The 17,069-nt window shown below is 63.1% G+C and carries 14 protein-coding genes, 1 pseudogene and 1 riboswitch; of the genes and pseudogenes, 11 read left to right on the top strand and 4 right to left on the bottom strand.

Translation table 11 applies throughout. The annotated features are described in order from the left end of the window. Window positions 1-72: 72 nt before the first annotated feature. Window positions 73-255: riboswitch (cobalamin riboswitch) on the bottom strand. Between the two features lie 177 nt (window positions 256-432). The 6 genes from M653_RS0105145 to M653_RS1000000137210 all read left to right on the top strand — a co-directional run bounded on the left by M653_RS0105145 (window position 433) and on the right by M653_RS1000000137210 (window position 5,383). Then, window positions 433-1,359 carry a histone deacetylase family protein gene (locus M653_RS0105145; RefSeq protein WP_027142344.1) on the top strand — a complete coding sequence of 309 codons (927 nt, stop codon included), beginning with the start codon at window positions 433-435 and terminating at the stop codon, window positions 1,357-1,359. Window positions 1,360-1,362: 3 nt separating this feature from the next. Continuing rightward, a complete protein-coding gene (locus M653_RS0105150; RefSeq protein WP_015318808.1) occupies window positions 1,363-1,614 on the top strand; it encodes an exodeoxyribonuclease VII small subunit in 252 nt (83 codons plus the stop codon). Window positions 1,615-1,703: 89 nt separating this feature from the next. Then, entirely contained in the window at window positions 1,704-1,970 is a 267-nt protein-coding gene (locus M653_RS0105155) for a DUF2277 domain-containing protein (protein ID WP_027035955.1), read from the top strand. Window positions 1,971-2,010: 40 nt separating this feature from the next. Beyond that, entirely contained in the window at window positions 2,011-2,931 is a 921-nt protein-coding gene (locus M653_RS0105160; protein WP_027142345.1) for a pirin family protein, read from the top strand. Between the two features lie 75 nt (window positions 2,932-3,006). After that, entirely contained in the window at window positions 3,007-4,944 is a 1,938-nt protein-coding gene (dxs, locus tag M653_RS0105165; RefSeq protein WP_198028716.1) for a 1-deoxy-D-xylulose-5-phosphate synthase, read from the top strand. A 145-nt stretch (window positions 4,945-5,089) separates the two neighbouring features. After that, window positions 5,090-5,383 carry a hypothetical protein gene (locus M653_RS1000000137210; RefSeq protein WP_027142347.1) on the top strand — a complete coding sequence of 98 codons (294 nt, stop codon included), beginning with the start codon at window positions 5,090-5,092 and terminating at the stop codon, window positions 5,381-5,383. On the opposite strand, the gene M653_RS0105175 is transcribed toward M653_RS1000000137210, so the two are convergent. After that, window positions 5,380-5,781: a GFA family protein gene (locus M653_RS0105175; protein ID WP_027142348.1), complete on the bottom strand. Its 402-nt coding sequence runs from the start codon at window positions 5,779-5,781 to the stop codon at window positions 5,380-5,382. The two genes, M653_RS1000000137210 and M653_RS0105175, sit on opposite strands and share 4 nt — an antisense overlap. 171 nt (window positions 5,782-5,952) lie before the next feature. Between M653_RS0105175 and M653_RS0105180 the strand changes: the two genes are divergently transcribed. From M653_RS0105180 to M653_RS0105190, 3 genes are all read left to right on the top strand, one after another. Then, window positions 5,953-6,717: a TlyA family RNA methyltransferase gene (locus M653_RS0105180; RefSeq protein WP_027142349.1), complete on the top strand. Its 765-nt coding sequence runs from the start codon at window positions 5,953-5,955 to the stop codon at window positions 6,715-6,717. Continuing rightward, the gene (locus tag M653_RS0105185) at window positions 6,714-7,955 is read left to right on the top strand and encodes a class I SAM-dependent RNA methyltransferase (protein ID WP_027142350.1); all 1,242 of its coding nucleotides are present in this window, start codon (window positions 6,714-6,716) and stop codon (window positions 7,953-7,955) included. The genes M653_RS0105180 and M653_RS0105185 overlap by 4 nt, the downstream gene beginning before the upstream one ends. A gap of 157 nt (window positions 7,956-8,112) precedes the next feature. After that, a complete protein-coding gene (locus M653_RS0105190) occupies window positions 8,113-10,797 on the top strand; it encodes a caspase domain-containing protein (protein ID WP_032935027.1) in 2,685 nt (894 codons plus the stop codon). Window positions 10,798-11,025: 228 nt separating this feature from the next. On the opposite strand, the pseudogene M653_RS0105195 reads toward M653_RS0105190, so the two are convergent. The 3 genes and pseudogenes from M653_RS0105195 to M653_RS0105205 form a co-directional block, all read right to left on the bottom strand. Beyond that, window positions 11,026-11,619, bottom strand: a pseudogene (locus M653_RS0105195) (transglutaminase-like cysteine peptidase); the annotation flags it as partial. Between the two features lie 265 nt (window positions 11,620-11,884). Then, the gene (gene tldD / locus M653_RS0105200; protein ID WP_027142353.1) at window positions 11,885-13,297 is read right to left on the bottom strand and encodes a metalloprotease TldD; all 1,413 of its coding nucleotides are present in this window, start codon (window positions 13,295-13,297) and stop codon (window positions 11,885-11,887) included. A 170-nt stretch (window positions 13,298-13,467) separates the two neighbouring features. Beyond that, on the bottom strand, window positions 13,468-14,028 hold the full coding sequence (locus M653_RS0105205) for an invasion associated locus B family protein (protein WP_027142354.1): 561 nt from the start codon (window positions 14,026-14,028) through the stop codon (window positions 13,468-13,470). A gap of 259 nt (window positions 14,029-14,287) precedes the next feature. Here M653_RS0105205 and coxB point away from each other — a divergent pair, with 259 nt between their 5' ends. Further along, on the top strand, window positions 14,288-15,304 hold the full coding sequence (gene coxB / locus M653_RS0105210) for a cytochrome c oxidase subunit II (protein WP_032935016.1): 1,017 nt from the start codon (window positions 14,288-14,290) through the stop codon (window positions 15,302-15,304). A 38-nt stretch (window positions 15,305-15,342) separates the two neighbouring features. Then, window positions 15,343-16,995 (top strand): cytochrome c oxidase subunit I, encoded by a 1,653-nt coding sequence (ctaD, locus tag M653_RS0105215; protein ID WP_027142356.1) that lies wholly within the window; start codon window positions 15,343-15,345, stop codon window positions 16,993-16,995. Window positions 16,996-17,069: the final 74 nt, after the last annotated feature.

Consider the following 17,069-nt stretch of genomic DNA (forward strand, 5'->3'; position numbering starts at 1 on the left):
CCTTGCGATTGCAGCAGAGTCCGTGCGTCCAGGAGGGCGCACGTCGTTCTGATGCCGTCCGCCTGACCATGCGGATGACGATGCCTGCCAGGCCGGTCTTCTGGCTCGGGATCAACCCGCGTCCGGTGCCTTCCCGTCATCGACAGTGGCATTTACCGGCGCGGTCCCCCTCACAGCGTTGGGCACGCCACGGTATCAAACCGTGTTCCCGATTCTCCCGCCAGAGCATTTGCAGCCAAGTGGAATCACTTGGCGTCGCGGAATGCGGCTAAAACAAACGTCCGGCAGGCACCAGGCAGTGGCGGCGACCTTACGCCGAAGGGCCGGCGACGCCAATCCCCGCAGCGACATGAATGGACGCAGGCGTGATTTTCCCCAGCGATCAAGCCGCAACGCATGGCCATCACGGCGCCGGGGCACTAGATAGGGGACATGGCCACTCGTCTCTACACGCACCCGATCTTCCTCGAACACATCACCCCGCCAGGTCACCCCGAGCGGCCCGACCGCTTGCGCGCCATCGAGCGCGTGCTCGACGACGAAGCTTTTGCCGCGCTTGACCGCGTCGAGGCACCGCAAGGCGACGAGGCGACCATCCTCTACGCGCATCCCGCCGATTTCGTCGCGCGCGTGCGCGCCGCCATTCCCGATGAAGGCCTCGCCCGCATCGACGCCGACACCACCGCCAGCCCGAAGAGCTGGCAGGCGGTGATCACGGCGATCGGCGCCGCCAATGCCGCAGTCGACGACGTCTTTGCGGGCCGCGCCGACAATGTCTTCGTCGCGGCCCGGCCGCCCGGCCACCATGCTGAAAAGACCACGGCCATGGGCTTCTGCTTCTTCAACACTGCGGCTATCGCTGCCCGCTATGCGCAGAAGAAGCATGGCGCGGAGCGTGTCGCCGTCGTCGATTGGGACGTGCACCACGGCAACGGCACGCAGGATATTTTCTGGTACGATCCCTCGGTGCTCTATTGCTCGACGCATCAGATGCCGCTCTATCCCGGCACCGGCGCGAAGAACGAGACCGGCGCCGGCAACATCGTCAACGCGCCGCTGGCGCCGCGGACCGGCAGCGAGGTGTTTCGCGATGCTTTCCTGTCGCGCGTGCTGCCGGCACTCGACAATTTCGCGCCCGATTTGATCATCATTTCGGCCGGCTTCGACGCCCACCATCGCGACCCGCTGGCGGAAATCAATCTGACCGAGGACGATTTCGACTGGGCGACCGGCCAGCTGATGCAGCGCGCCGCGCGCCATGGCGGCAACCGGCTCGTCAGCGTGCTCGAGGGCGGCTACGATCTGCAGGGATTGGCATTTTCGGTCGCCGCCCATGTCGGGCGACTGATGAAAGGATGAATGATGACTGGTGAGATCAACGAAGACGTCAAGGCGATGAGCTTCGAGCAGGCACTCGACGCGCTGGAGAAGATCGTCGATGATCTGGAGCGTGGCGACGTGCCGCTCGACCAGTCGATCCGGATCTACGAGCGCGGCGAGGCGCTGAAGGTACATTGCGACCGGTTGCTGAAGGCCGCCGAGGACAAGGTCGAGAAGATCAGGCTGTCGCGCGATGGCAAGCCGGTTGGAACCGAGCCGCTCGACGCGGACTGAGGTGCGGAGCAGGCTTACCGACTTTTGGACACGATCATGATTGAGGATACAACTCGTCCCGATTGAAACGGAGAGGAGATACGGAAGCGATGTGCAGAAACATCAAGACCCTGTTCAATTTTGATCCGCCGGCAACCAATGACGAAGTCCGCGACGCGGCACTCCAGTTTGTCCGCAAGCTGAGTGGAACGACGCGACCGTCGAAACAGAACCAGCATGCGTTCGATCATGCGGTCGAAGCCATCGCGGCATCCGCACGCGAATTGCTTGATTCCCTCGAAACCCACCAGCATCCGCGCAATCGCGAAGAGGTGGCAGCCAAACTGAGAGCAAAGGCGGCGATCCGGTTCGCCTGACATGTCCAAAGCGGCCATCGATCGCTGACCAGGAGAGTTCATGAGCTTCTTCCCGGGGAAAGACCCTGAGGTCGGCGATGCCTTCGCCAGCGACCAGATCGAACTGATGGTCATCCCCAACGCCAAGGATATTGGCGGCTTCGAGGTGCGCCGCGCCTTGCCGACCGCCAAGAGAAGGCTGGTCGGGCCGTTCATTTTCTTCGATCGCATGGGCCCCGCGATCATGCGCGCCGGCCAGGCGCTCGATGTCCGTCCGCACCCGCATATCGGCCTGTCGACAGTGACCTATCTGTTCGATGGCAAGATCAGGCATCGCGATTCGCTCGGCACCGAAATGGTGATCGAGCCCGGCGACGTGAACCTGATGACCGCGGGCCGCGGCATCGTCCACTCCGAGCGCACGCCGCAGGAATTGCGCGGCGCGCCGATGTCGATCTCCGGCCTGCAGACCTGGCTGGCTCTGCCGGACGGCAAGGAAGAGGTTGCACCGGTGTTCGAGAACACAGCGGCGCTGCGGCTTCCAGAGATCGATGCCGAAGGCGTCAACGGCCGCGTCGTCATCGGTGACTTCCAGGGGTTGCGGTCCCCGGTGCGGGCGGATTCCGAAACGCTCTACGCTGATTTGCGGCTGGACCCCGGTGCCAGCGTCAAAATCCCGGCCGATGCGGAAGAGCGCGCCATCTACACGCTGGAGGGCGAGGTCTCGATTTCGGGCGACGTTTTTCCGGCTGAACGGCTGCTGGTGTTCCGGCCCGGCGACGAGATCGTCATATCGTCGCAAACCGGTGCGCATTTCATGCTGTTCGGCGGCGCCTCGCTCGGTTCGAAGCGTTACATCTGGTGGAATTTCGTCTCTTCGTCGAAGGAGCGCATCGAGCAGGCCAAGCAGGAATGGAAGACCGGCCGCTTCGATATCGTTCCTGGCGATGAGAAAGAATTCATTCCGCTGCCGGAAGGCTGAGCGGCGCGGTGAGGGGCTGACCATCCGCGTCACCGACACACATTTACTTTCGCCGGCCGGCGGCCTATCCCGCCGATGAAAAGAGAGTCTGGGCCCAACGTGAACGCAACGCCGCATACGCCGCTTCTCGACAAGGTTCGCGTCCCGGCCGACCTGCGCACGCTGGCCGAGAGCGAATTGCCGCAACTGGCGTCCGAGCTGCGCGCCGAACTGGTCGATGCTGTTTCCCACACCGGCGGCCACCTCGGTGCCGGCCTTGGCGTGGTCGAACTGACGGTGGCGCTGCATTATGTCTTCAACACACCCGATGACCGGCTGATCTGGGATGTCGGCCATCAGGCCTATCCGCACAAGATCCTGACCGGACGCCGGGACCGCATCCGCACCTTGCGCCAGGAAGGCGGCCTGTCGGGCTTCACCCGCCGGGCCGAGAGCGAGTATGACCCGTTCGGCGCCGCCCACTCCTCGACGTCGATATCGGCGGGTCTCGGCATGGCCGCCGCCCGCGACCTCTCAGGCGGCCGCAACAATGTCATTTCAGTCATCGGCGACGGCGCAATGTCGGCCGGCATGGCCTATGAGGCGATGAACAATGCGGGCGCGCTCGATGCCCGCCTCATCGTCATCCTCAACGACAACGACATGTCGATTGCGCCGCCGACCGGCGCCATGAGCGCCTATCTGGCGCGCCTGGCTTCCGGCAAGGCCTATATCGGCTTGCGCGACTTTGGCAAGAAACTGACCTCCTATCTCGGCAAGCGGGCCGATCGAGCCATCACCCGCGCGGTCGAACATGCGCGCGGCTACGTCACCGGCGGCACTTTGTTCGAGGAACTCGGCTTCTATCACATCGGCCCGATCGACGGTCACAATCTGGAGCATCTGATCCCGGTCCTGAAAAATGTCCGCGACAACGGCAAGGGTCCGGTGCTGATCCATGTCGTCACCCAGAAGGGCAAGGGGTACGCGCCGGCGGAAGCGGCCGTCGACAAATACCATGGCGTCAACAAATTCGACGTCATCACCGGCGCGCAGGCCAAGGCGCCGGCCAATGCGCCGGCCTACACCAAGGTGTTCGCCGAAAGCCTGATCCAGGAGGGCCGCGATGACGACCGCATCGTCGCCGTCACCGCCGCCATGCCGAGCGGCACCGGCCTCGATCTGTTCGGCGAGGTGTTCCCGTCGAGGACCTTCGATGTCGGCATCGCCGAGCAGCATGCGGTGACCTTCGCCGCCGGCCTGGCAACGGAAGGCTACAAGCCCTTCGCGGCGATCTATTCGACGTTCCTGCAGCGCGCCTACGATCAGGTCGTCCATGATGTCGCGATCCAGAAACTGCCGGTGCGTTTCCCCATCGATCGCGCCGGCTTCGTCGGCGCCGATGGAGCCACCCATTGCGGCGCGTTCGACACCACCTTCCTGGCAAGCCTGCCGGGCTTTGTCGTGATGGCCGCCGCCGACGAGGCGGAACTGCGCCACATGGTGCGCACCGCCGCCAGCTATGACGATGGGCCGATCGCCTTCCGCTATCCGCGCGGCAACGGGGTCGGCGTCGACATGCCCGAGCGCGGCTCGGTTCTCGAGATCGGCAAAGGCCGCATCGTCCGGGAAGGCAGCAAGGTTGCCCTGCTGTCCTTCGGCACGCGCTTGCAGGATTGCCTCATCGCCGCCGAGGAACTCGGCGCGGCCGGGCTTTCCACCACCGTTGCCGACGCCCGCTTCGCCAAGCCGCTTGACCAGGATTTGATCCGCCGGCTGGCCCGCTCGCATGAGGTGCTGGTGACGGTGGAGGAGGGCGCTATTGGAGGCTTCGCCAGCCATGTACTGCAGTTCCTTGCCCATGAAGGACTGCTGGAAAATGGCCTGAAGGTACGCCCGCTGGTACTGCCGGACGCCTTCACCGACCACGCCAAGCCGGAGAAGATGTATGCCGACGCTGGCCTCGACGCCGCCGGGATCGTGCGCACTGTTTTCACGGCCCTCGGTCATACGGTCCGCGCCCAGCGCGCCTGAATCAAAACCTGAACAGCTTGGATCAGTTTGCCGGCTTTCTTTTGTAACGCATTGTTAACGCTGCCGTTTGGCGTTTCGCTTACTGTGTCCCTTGGCGGTTTTTCAACGGCACCTTGCTAGACCGGCGTCAGGCAGGGAGACAACGATGAAGACGCTTCTGTGCGGCGCGGCCTTCTTGGCAGTGATGGTCTTGCCGGCCGCGGCCGAAACACCCTATGACCGCAATCTTGAAAAGGCGGCGTTAGGCATTGTCGCCGGCAAGATTGGCGATATTCGCGGCGGCTTTTCCTACAAGCAGGTGCCGCAGCTTGTGGTGCTGCCGGACCCCGCACCTCCGTCCGCTGTTGTCACCGAACATCCACGTGAACAGGCGTCGGGGAACCGGGACGATGGTCTGTCTCCCGCTGTCGAGCGCCAGGTTTTACGGACCATCTTTTAAAACCACATGTCGCGCACACAGCGGCCATCGCGGGGCAGATCGTCGTAAGTGTCGAGGCCATCGAAATGGTCGATCGGCAAGTCGGCGACGGCTTCGGGTGGTGCCAGCCGCACATTGACTGCGATCCGTATTCGGCCAGAATCGCTGGCGCGCAAGCCGCGCCATGCCAGCACGCAGGCGCATATCGGGCAGAACAGGATTTCAAGTGACGGCGCGTCCTTGCCGGCGCGCGTATAGCTGGCCGTCCGCCCTGAAACGCGAATGCGTTCGTTGACATAATCATAGGCCCAGAGCGCGCCATAGCGGCGGCAAAGCGTGCAGTTGCAGGCCGTCACCGGGCCGGGATCGCCTTCCAGGGTCCAGTGGGCCGCGCCACAGTGGCAGGTTCCCATCAGCATTCGTCCTCCGTGTTGCGACAACAGTGGTCCTCCTCGACTGATATTCTGCCGGACCCGATGCGATGCGCGCAAGCCGCGGCTTGGCTCGCTGCACCAGCCGCTCTCGCACGACGTCACCTTGTTCGGTGTAATGTTCTTGCCTTCACCGCAGGCTTTCGTCAGAGAAGGCCGATGAATTCGCCTCTGCCAGCCAGCACACGCCAGCGGCTCGACGACCTGCTCGTCCAGCGCGGGCTGTTCGCCAGCCGCTCGCGTGCCCGCGACGCGGTCGAGCGCGGCACGGTGACGGTTGACGGCGCCATTGCCCGCAAGCCCGGTCAGAACGTTTCGCCGCAATGCCTTGTTGTCATCGATGATCCGGCGCAAGGCTATGTCTCGCGCGCGGCGCTCAAACTTATCGGCGGACTGGACCATTTCGGCCTCGACCCCGCTGGCCGCGAAGCCCTCGACATCGGCGCCTCGACAGGCGGGTTCACCCAGGTGTTGCTCGAACGCGGCGCCTCCCATGTCACGGCAATCGATGTCGGGCACGGCCAGATGCATCCTGATGTCGGCGCTGATCCGCGCGTAACCGTGATCGAAGGCCTGAACGCACGCGATCTCACGGCCGCCGATCTTGCCGGTCGCAGTCCGGATTTCATCGTTTCCGACGTCAGTTTCATCTCGCTGAAACTTGCGCTGCCGCCGGCACTTGCTCTTGCCAAGTCCGGTGCCGGCGCGGTCTTTCTGGTCAAACCGCAATTCGAGGCGGGCCGCGAGGCGATCGGCAAAGGGGGTCTGTTGAAGGATCCTTTCGATGCCGCCCGGGTCGCGGGCCTGCTGCAGGATTGGCTGGATGCCGTTCCTGGCTGGCGTTCGCTCGGCCTGCATCTGTCGCCGATCGAAGGTGGCGACGGCAATCGCGAATTCCTGCTCGGTGGGGTCAAGGACCGATGAGCGCACGCTTCACAATACGAAAGCTCGGATCGCAGGGCGACGGTATCGCCGAAGCCGAAAGCGGCGATCTGTTCATTCCCTTCACGCTGCCGGGCGAGACCGTCACCGCCGCGCGCGAAAGGGATCGTGCGGCGCTGATGGCGGTGCTGGAGGCCTCGCCGCTGCGCATCGAACCCGCCTGCCGCCACTTCACCGAATGCGGCGGTTGTGCCCTCCAGCATCTGGAAGCCGAAGCCTACCGACAGTGGAAGCGTGAAAAGGTGGTGCACGCATTGAAGGGCAAGGGCATCGAGTGCGAAATCGGAGAGTTGGTCGCCTGCGCACCGCAGTCGCGCCGCCGTGTGGTGCTTGCCGCCCGGCGCACCGAAACAGGCATGTTGCTCGGCTTCAATCGCCATCTGTCGCCGGAGATCATCTCCATATCCGAATGCCCGATCTCACTGCCCGAGATCGTCGCGGCACTCGGCCAGCTGAGGGCGCTGGCCGAATTGATATGCGCCACCACCAAATCATTCCGGATGGCGATAACCGTTACGGGTTCCGGCCTCGACATCGCGGTGCATGAGTCCGGCAAGCTCGGCGAACACCAGCGCCGTATCGCCTCCAATTTTGTCATTGCGCAGGGCTTTGCCAGACTGTCCATCGATGACGAGATCGTCATTGAGCCAAGGAAGCCGGTCGTCATGTTCGGCAGCGTCGCGGTTGCGCTACCGCCGGGCGCCTTCCTGCAGGCGACCGAGGCAGCCGAACAGGCCATGGCCGAGATCGTCGGCGGACATCTGAAGCGTGCAAAAAGGGTCGCCGACCTTTTTGCCGGTTGCGGCAGCTTCGCCTTGCGGTTGGCCGCGACGTCGGAAGTGCACGCGGTCGAAGGCGATGCGGCCGCACTTTCGGCGCTCGACCGGGGATCCCGCTTCGCGACAGGCATCAAGCGGGTGACGGGCGAGCGTCGCGACCTGTTTCGCCGGCCACTGACGTTCAAGGAGTTGAACGCCTTCGACGGCTTGGTCTTCGATCCGCCGCGCGCCGGTGCCGAGGACCAGTCGAAGCAGATCGCCCGCTCGGATGTTCCATTCATTGCCGCGGTGTCCTGCAACCCGGTAACGCTGGCTCGCGACCTGCGCATCCTCATCGACGGCGGCTACACCTTGAAAAGCGTGACGCCGATCGACCAGTTCCTGTGGTCGCCCCATGTCGAGGCCGTCGCGTTGCTGGGGAAGCCGAAGCGGCGGCGGTAGGTCACGACCGCCGGTTCGCAGGAAATTTCTGAAGCCTCTGTTCTTTCGACGAAATTGCGCCCTAAAGCCGCCTTTGTGCGGACTTCCAATTTCGCATCTTTGGGAAACATTTCGACCTATTCGTCGTTACTAATATGAATCGATGGCGATAGCGGACATGCAGACGCTTCAGAAATTCATCGGCCTCATCGTCGCTCTTATCTTTTTCGCGGTCAGCTCCGCGACGGGGGCCCTCGCCCAAGGTGAAAAGCGCCTGGCGTTCGTCATCGGCAACGGCGCGTATCAGTCCGGCGAGCTCGCCACCGCCGCCAATGATGCGGGCCTGATCGCGCAGACCTTGCAGGCGGCCGGGTTCGATGTGGTCGGGGCGCGCGATGTCGATCAGGAATCGCTGCGCGGCGCATTGCGTGATTTCCTCGGCAAGGTCTCCGCCGCCGGTCCCGACGCGATTGTCTTCGTCTATCTCGCCGGCCACGGCGTGCAGTTCGAAGGCGAGAATTACTACTTGCCGATCGATGCCCAGATTGCCAGTCCAGCCGACGTGCCGCTTCAGGCGATGCGGCTCTCCGATGTCACCAAGTCGCTGGCCGGATTGCCGACGAAGGTCAACATCGTCGTGCTCGACGCGGCGCGGCCAAATCCCTTCCCGAAGTGGAAAGAGCCGCTGGCCGGCGGCCTTGCGTTGGTCGATCCCGATCCGAACATGCTGATTGCCTTCAACGCCGCTCCCGGAACGGTCGCGCCCGAAGGCAAAGGCCCCTACGGCGCTTATGCCCAGGCGCTGGCCGAGATGATACGCGAGGGCGGAATGTCGCTTGACGACGTGTTCGACCGCACACGACTGCGCGTCAACGAGGTGACGCAAGGTGCGGAAGTGCCGTGGAACGCCTCGAAAATCACCACGCCGTTCGTCTTCTTCGACCGTGCCGCGGACGCGCCCCCACCCAAGGTTTCCGAGGCCGAATCCCGGTCCAATCGGACCAGGGCGATCCGCGACTTCAACGCTCATGACGCCTATGTCGCGGCTCTCGACCGCGACACGATGCGCGGCTACGAAGATTTCCTCGGCGCTTATCCACACGATCCGATGGCCAAGCGCGTGCGCGCCATCATCGCCGCGCGGCGCGAGGCGATGACGTGGCGCGAGACCTGGCTGCAGGACACGCCGGAAGCCTATTGGTCTTATCTGCGGCGCTATCCGCATGGTCCCCATGCTTGGGACGCGCGCCGGCGGCTCGAACATTTCGATGCAGCCCTGGAGCCGCCGGAGGAATTCACCGTCTATGAGTATGATTTGCCGCCGCCGCCGGAGGAGGAAATCGTCTACGTCGACAGGCCGGTGCTCTATTTCGACGATCCCGATTTCGACTTCGAGCCGCCACCGCCGATCGCGGTGATCTTCCTGCCGCCGCCGCCGCCGGATTTCGTCGTGCTGGTGGCGCCGCCGCCGCCGGTCGACGTCTTCGTCCTGCCAACGCCGGTGTTCGTGCCGATACCTGCGTTCATCAACCCGCCGCGTCACATCGTGCCGCCGCCGAACGACATCATCTTCAACAACATCCACAACACGACCGTCATCAACAACATCAACACGACGATCAAAAACGAGACCATCAATCACAATGCTCAGGGTGGCCCCGCTACAGGCCAGAAGACGGCCGGAGGCACGGTTGGGGCCGGCTCGGCTGCACTGGCGGCCAGGGTCGCGCTGCCGCCGCTGCTGAAAAAGAGAGCGGCCATGTCCGGTCAGGCCCCGTCCAGTCAGCAACAGGGTGGCTTGCCGCAGAAGCCTGGCCAGCGTGTGATACAGGGCCAGCAGCCTGGTGCCGCGACTCCGCTGTCGAAGAACTTGTCGACCGGCAAGCTTGAAACCGACCACGCCCTGCCAGGAGCCAACGGTAAAAAGCTGCCGCTCGTCAACGGCAAGCCGGCGCTGAACGGCGAGAATTTGCCCAGCGACAGGTCCAGGAAGCAGCTTGGCAAGCAAGGCATCGTAGGCGGCAACCAAGAGGCGACCGGAAATGCCGGTGCTGCTGTTGCCGGAGAGCAGGGCACGGCTCAGCAGAAGGGCAAGAAGTTCCGCAAGCTGCCGACCGTCAACGGTGCTCCGGCCGAGAACAGGCTGAGTGCCGAGGAGAGGTTCAGGAAAAACAATCCGAACGCCTTCTCCGACCAGAACACCGGCAAACCGAAAAAGCTGACGCGCAGGGACTTGTCCGCCGGCCAGTCCGCTGTCGAACCGAACGATCAGGGCCTGGCCAGTGGAAAGGACAAGGGCAGGAAGTTGCGCAAGGTGCCGACCGTCAACGGTGCGCCGGCCGAAAATCGGCCTGGCGTGCAGGAGCGGCTCAGGAAGAACAATCCGGAGGTGTTCTCCAACCAGGATCAAGGCCCGGCCAGCGGAAACGACAAGAGCAGGAAGTTCCGCAGACTGCCGACCGTCAGCGATGAGCCAACCGACAACGGATCGGGCGTGCAAAAACGGTTCAGGAGGAACAATCCGGCCGTGTTCTCCGACCAGAATCAGGGCTCCGTCAGCAGGAACGACAGGGGCAGGACGTTGCGCCGGCTGCAGAACAGCGAACAGGGCGCCGCCGGCCCGGAGGTTAACGTCCAGCGCAACCTCAAGATCAGGCCGAACGAGAATGCGCAGCGTCAGTTGAGACCGGAAAGGCCTAACGAGCAGGTGCTCCGGCCGCAGAGATCGGAGCCGAAGCCGGAATTCCGCGCGCAGCCGAGACAGCAGATGCAAGAGCGGCGTCTCCCGCAGGAGCAGCCCCCACAGCAGGTCAAGAAGAAGCCGTCTTGCGGACAGCAAGGCGAACCGGCCTGCAACCAGTAAGCTGTCGCGGCGGGGGTCACCTTCCTGTTCGCCGGGCGCACAACCCGCCCGTGACCCTTGCGAGAGAGTGGATCGCTGCTTTGTGGCGCGTCAGCCCGTCGAGACGGTTCGCTCCGGCCGCTCAAACTACGAGCTTGGCGGCATCCGTCAGGTTTTTGGCGTGCCGCCTCGCTGGTTGAGCGAAACCCAGATGTTCGGGTTCTGTTGCGATTGGCGTTTCAGGAAATAATAGCCGGTTGCATTCCAGGGGCGGATTTCGTCGACCATATTGTCCAGGATGAGATCGCCCTTGTCGGTCTTCACCGTCAGGATGGTGTGACCCTCATTGTTCAGGTCGCGCACCACCGTCATCAGCAGCGCCTGCCGGGGAAATCCCGCCTCCCGAAGAAGCTTGCGCTTGTAGAGCGCGTAGATCTTGCAGTCGCCCTTGCCGTCCACCGGATAGTCCCAGTGGTCCATCGTCGTGCCCCAGTGATCGTAGTTGCTGACGGGCTTGATGGAGCGGTTCGCCTTTTGGTTTATCCGTTTGAGGATGCTCAGGTTCTGCGCTGTCAGCTTGACGCTCGTGGCGGGCAGGGCCGGCACCTTGCACTCTTTCGGCCGGCGATGGCAGAAATCGACCCAGCCATACGGAACGCTGGTGCGTCCCCCGACCGCGACTGAGTTTGCACCGGCCGCGGGTTGCGTTGATGTTCGCTTGAACCATGTCGACTGCGCAGCCGCCGGGCTGACACAGAGCGACGAAACACCAACCAACGAAACGACGCCAAAGAGGAAGGAAGAGGTCAGGACGTGAGGGAAACGCAGCACTGCCAACACCACCGCAACGAGAAGACTGGCGACAAGCTAATGGGCAAACGCCAGTTCGGGCTTTTGAACAATTAATAATATCCTAACACGATTGTGTTTCGCATAAGGCAGAGGTTGCCGCGCCGTAGGTTGGCATCAATCGCGAGCATGGCCCTGCTGCGCTTCGGCATGTACACCCGGGTCCATATCCTCCAATGTTTTTGGCCTGCCAGAACGCGATGGCTGCACGCCCGGAAAATATCGCTGGCAGGCGATGATTCCAGAACGCCCCGACGCCTCAGACCCTCGTGCCGCCGACTGTCATCTGGTTCATCCTCAGATGCGGCTGGCCGACGCCGACGGGTACGCCCTGGCCGGCCTTGCCGCACATGCCGATGCCATTGTCGAGCTTCATGTCGTTGCCGACCATCGTGACGCGGTGCATGGCGTCAGGCCCGTTGCCGATCAGCATGGCGCCCTTGATCGGCTGCGTCACCTTGCCGTTCTCGATCATATAGGCCTCGGTGCAGCCGAACACGAATTTGCCCGACGTGATGTCGACCTGGCCGCCGCCGAAGGAGACGGCATAGATGCCGTTCTTGACGGAAGCGATGATCTCGTCCGGCTCCATGTCGCCTGAGGTCATGTAGGTGTTGGTCATGCGCGGCATCGGCTGGTGCGCATAGCCTTCACGCCGGCCATTGCCGGTGGCTTTCATGCCCATCAGCCGCGCGTTCTGCCGATCCTGCATGTAGCCGACCAGCTTGCCGTCCTCGATCAAAACGTTGCGGGCCGAAGGTGTGCCCTCATCGTCGACGGTGAGCGACCCGCGCCGTTCGGGGATGGTGCCGTCGTCAACGACGGTGACGCCCTTGGCGGCGACCTGCTGGCCCATCAGGCCGGCGAAGGCCGAGGTCTTCTTGCGGTTGAAGTCGCCTTCCAGTCCGTGCCCGACGGCTTCGTGAAGCATCACGCCCGGCCAGCCGCTGGACAGCACGATGTCGAAAGTGCCGGCCGGTGCCGGGATCGCCGCCAAATTGACCAGCGCCTGCCGGAGCGCCTCGCTCGCGGCGTGCTTCCAGCTATCCTCGATCAGGAAGTCGCCGAACGCCTTGCGTCCGCCCATACCATAGGAGCCGCTCTCCTGGCGGTCGCCATCGCCGACGACGACCGAGATGTTGACGCGGACCAGCGGCCTGATATCGCGCACCACCTGGCCGTCGGCGCGCACTATCTCGACATGCTGCCAGGATGCGGCGATCGAGGCCGTCACCTGGCGCACGCGTGGATCCTCGGCGCGCAGCCAGGCGTCGATTTCCTGGAGCAGCTTCCCCTTGGCCTCGAAGGAAGGCGAGGGGATCGGGTTCTCGTCGCCATAGAGATGGCGGTTGGTGCGGGCGGGGGCTGCGGCAAGCGTACCGGAATAGCCACCCTTGACGGTCGACACGGCTTCGGCCGCGCGCAGCAGCGATGCCTCGGACAGGTCGCTGGAATGGGCGTAGCCACTGGCTTCACCGGCGACCGCACGCAGGCCAAAGCCCTGGTCGGTGTTGAAATTAGCGGTCTTGAGCCGGCCGTTGTCGAACATCAGCGCTTCGCTTTCGCTGTATTCGAGGAAAAGCTCGCCGTCGTCTGCACCCTTGATGGTGTCGGCGACGATCTGCTTGATGCGGTCGTCTGAAATGTCGAATTGGCCGATCAGGCTGTTCATGGCGCGTCCGTCCGTGGGATGATTGCTTTTCCCCGATGTAGGCGTGAAGCCGCGCCCGCACAATCGGCAATGAAGATCAGTGCCGACGAATGACATCGTCGGGTTGATGCAAGCCATGCTTCTGGGGCGGCAAAAGCCGCGTCCAGGTCTGGTTCAGCGCAGAGCCGCGATCAGGGCAGGGCGGCAAAGCCGTCGGCGAAACCCTTGAGGTCGACGGGGATGCCGATGCCTTCCTCAGGCGTCTGGAAGACGATGAACGTTGCCGACGTGCCGGTCTTCAGCGTGTCGAGCAGCGGCTTTTCGAGAATGACCTCGGCGTAGCAGCCGTCCTGGAAGCAGCGCACGAAATAGGCGCGGCCGATGTCCTTGCCGTCGACGTTGAGGCCGAGCCCGTTCGGCAACAGCACGCCGAGCGGCGCCAGCACGCGCAGGATCTCGGCCTTGTTGTCGGCGGTGCGCAGCACGACGACCGAAAGCCCCATCTCCGGACGGTCCTCGGCGACGACGTTCTGCATCATCACGCATTGTTCCGCGGTGGCGCCGGCCGGCGTGTCGCAGATGATCGACCAGGCGCCATGCGTCGAGCGCACCGTGCCGCTCGGCTGGGCGGCATTGGCCTGACCGGCGACGAACAGTCCGGCCGCGGACAGAACGGCGAGAAACACGGCGTTCGCCGGGGTTCTCGAAAGTCCCGGTCGCGTATGCCTCAGTCTCGAAAGCCAAGAGTTCATGACGGCTCCATTGCGAATCACGGCACTTTAAGCCGCGCCAATACCAAGTAAAGGACGAGACCGCGGCCGGACTGTCCCGAAACTGGCAATACAGCGCTTTTCCCTGCCAAATTCGCCTGAATTACGACGCTTTGCGGGCGCCGCCAGCATGGGGCGGACAGACTGCCGAACATACTCGATTCACTACCATGGCCATTGCCCTGGAAGAGCTATGTCAGCTTGCGCGCAAAAATGCCGCACGGTTTCGACCGCTCCTTTCTTGCGGAGGGAAAAAGAGTATGGTTTGAACCAGCTTGAGACTGTCGGGATTCCCGTCCCGGCATTGTTCGTTATTCTCGTTGGCATCGCCGCGAGGAACTGGGAGACGAAGAGGGCGATGAGAAATTTCCTAGCTAGCGCCAGGTTTCTAGCAAGTGCCAAGTTTCTGAGTGCTTGTGCCGCTGTCACGATTTTTGCAGGCACATCCGCCCATGCCGATCAGCCCGTGGAGTGGGAGACCACCTTCCAGGCGCCGGCGACCGACATGATGCGGCAGATCGAGTGGTTCGGAAACTACACGATGTGGTTCATCGTTCCGATCACCATTCTGGTGCTGCTTCTCCTCGCCTACTGCATCGTGAGGTTCCGCGCGAGCGCCAACCCGGTTCCCTCCAACACCAGCCATAACACGCTGATCGAGGTGATCTGGACCGTCGGCCCAGTCGTCGTCCTGCTCTGTCTCGCCATTCCCTCGTTCCAGCTCTTGACCGCGCAGTACACTCCGCCGGAAGAGGCCAAGCTGACGGTCAAGGCGACCGGCAACCAGTGGAACTGGGATTACGAATACCAGACCGACAACACGCTCGCCTTCAACTCCGCGATCCTCCAGGACGGTGACCGCGCCGCCGCCGGCAAGGAGGACCGCAAGGCCTATCCGCGCCTGCTCGCTGTCGACAATGAGCTGGTGGTGCCGGTCAACACGATGACCCGCGTGCTCGTCACCGCGACCGACGTGATCCACTCCTTCGCCATGCCGTCCTTCGGCATCAAGATCGACGCCGTTCCGGGCCGCACCAACGAGACCTGGTTCAAGGCGGAGAAGGAAGGCCTGTATTATGGTCAGTGCTCGCAGCTCTGCGGCAAGGACCACGCCTTCATGCCGATCGCCATCCGTGTCGTCTCGGATGCGCAGTTCAAGACCTGGCTGGCGGCAGCCAAGACCAATCTGCCGGGCGCCAACAAGACGCTCATGGCCGAGGTCGACGGCCAGAACAAGGTAGCGGCCGCCGGCAATTGATGTCGCGGGTTAGCAAGATTTAGGGAACGGAGCGGAACATGGCAGACGCTGCAGCTCACGACGGGCACGACCATAAGCCGTATCATGGCTGGGTGCGGTGGGTTTATTCGACCAACCACAAGGACATCGGTACGCTCTACCTGATCTTCGCGATCATGGCCGGCATCATCGGCGCCGCGCTTTCGGTCGCCATCCGCATGGAGCTGCAGGAGCCTGGCATCCAGATCTTCAGCGGCCTGGCGCAGATGGTCTACGGCATGAATGGTGACGCCGCGATCGACGGCGGCAAGAGCATGTATAATGCCTTCGCCACCGCGCACGCCCTGATCATGATCTTCTTCATGGTCATGCCGGCGCTTATCGGCGGTTTTGCCAACTGGATGGTGCCGATCATGATTGGCGCTCCCGACATGGCGTTCCCGCGCATGAACAACATTTCGTTCTGGCTGCTGCCGCCGGCGTTCATCCTGCTGCTCACCTCGATGTTCGTTCCGAGTGCGCCTGGCGCCTTTGGCGTGGGCGGCGGCTGGACGCTCTATCCGCCACTGTCGACTTCGGGCCAGCCCGGACCGGCCATGGATCTGGCGATCCTGTCGATCCACATCGCCGGCGCCTCGTCGATCCTCGGCGCCATCAACTTTATCACCACCATCTTCAATATGCGCGCGCCCGGCATGACCCTGCACAAGATGCCGCTGTTTGCATGGTCGGTGCTGATCACCGCATTCCTGCTGCTGTTGTCCTTGCCGGTTCTGGCCGGTGGCATCACCATGCTGCTCACCGACCGCAACTTCGGCACGACGTTCTTCGCGCCTGATGGCGGTGGTGACCCGATCCTGTTCCAGCATCTGTTCTGGTTTTTCGGTCACCCGGAAGTCTACATCCTGATCCTGCCCGGCTTCGGCATCATCAGCCACGTCATCTCGACCTTTTCGCGCAAGCCGGTGTTCGGTTATCTCGGCATGGCTTACGCGATGGTCGCGATCGGCGCCGTCGGCTTCATCGTCTGGGCGCACCACATGTACACGACCGGCCTGTCGCTCGACACGCAGCGCTATTTCGTCTTCGCCACCATGGTCATCGCGGTGCCGACGGGCGTGAAGATCTTCTCCTGGATCGCAACGATGTGGGGCGGGTCGATCTCGTTCAAGACGCCGATGCTGTGGGCGCTGGGCTTCATCTTCCTGTTCACCATCGGCGGTGTCACCGGCGTCCAGCTGGCCAATGCCGGCCTCGACCGGTCGCTGCATGACACCTATTTCGTCATTGCCCACTTCCACTACGTGCTGTCGCTGGGCGCGGTGTTCGCCATCTTCGCGGGCTGGTACTACTGGTTCCCGAAGATGACCGGCTACATGTATTCGCCTGTCATCGCGAACACCCACTTCTGGGTCACCTTCGTCGGCGTCAATCTGATCTTCTTCCCGCAGCATTTCCTCGGCCTCGCCGGCATGCCGCGCCGCACCATCGACTATCCCGACGCATTTGCGGGCTGGAACTATGTATCGTCCATCGGTTCTTATATCTCGGCCGTCGGCGTCCTGATCTTCCTCTACTGCGTGTTCGAAGCGTTCCAGAAGAAGCGGGTGGCCGGAGCGAACCCATGGGGCGAGGGCGCAACGACTCTCGAATGGCAGCTGCCTTCGCCGCCGCCCTTCCACCAGTGGGAGCAGCTGCCGAAGATCAGGTAAGGCGGCTCCCCTCGAATGCAAAACCGCCGGTCCGCCGGCGGTTTTGGCCAACGGAATAATGGACTTGAGTACGC

It is taken from the genome of Mesorhizobium sp. WSM3626, from assembly GCF_000513935.1.
Classification (GTDB): domain Bacteria; phylum Pseudomonadota; class Alphaproteobacteria; order Rhizobiales; family Rhizobiaceae; genus Mesorhizobium; species Mesorhizobium salmacidum.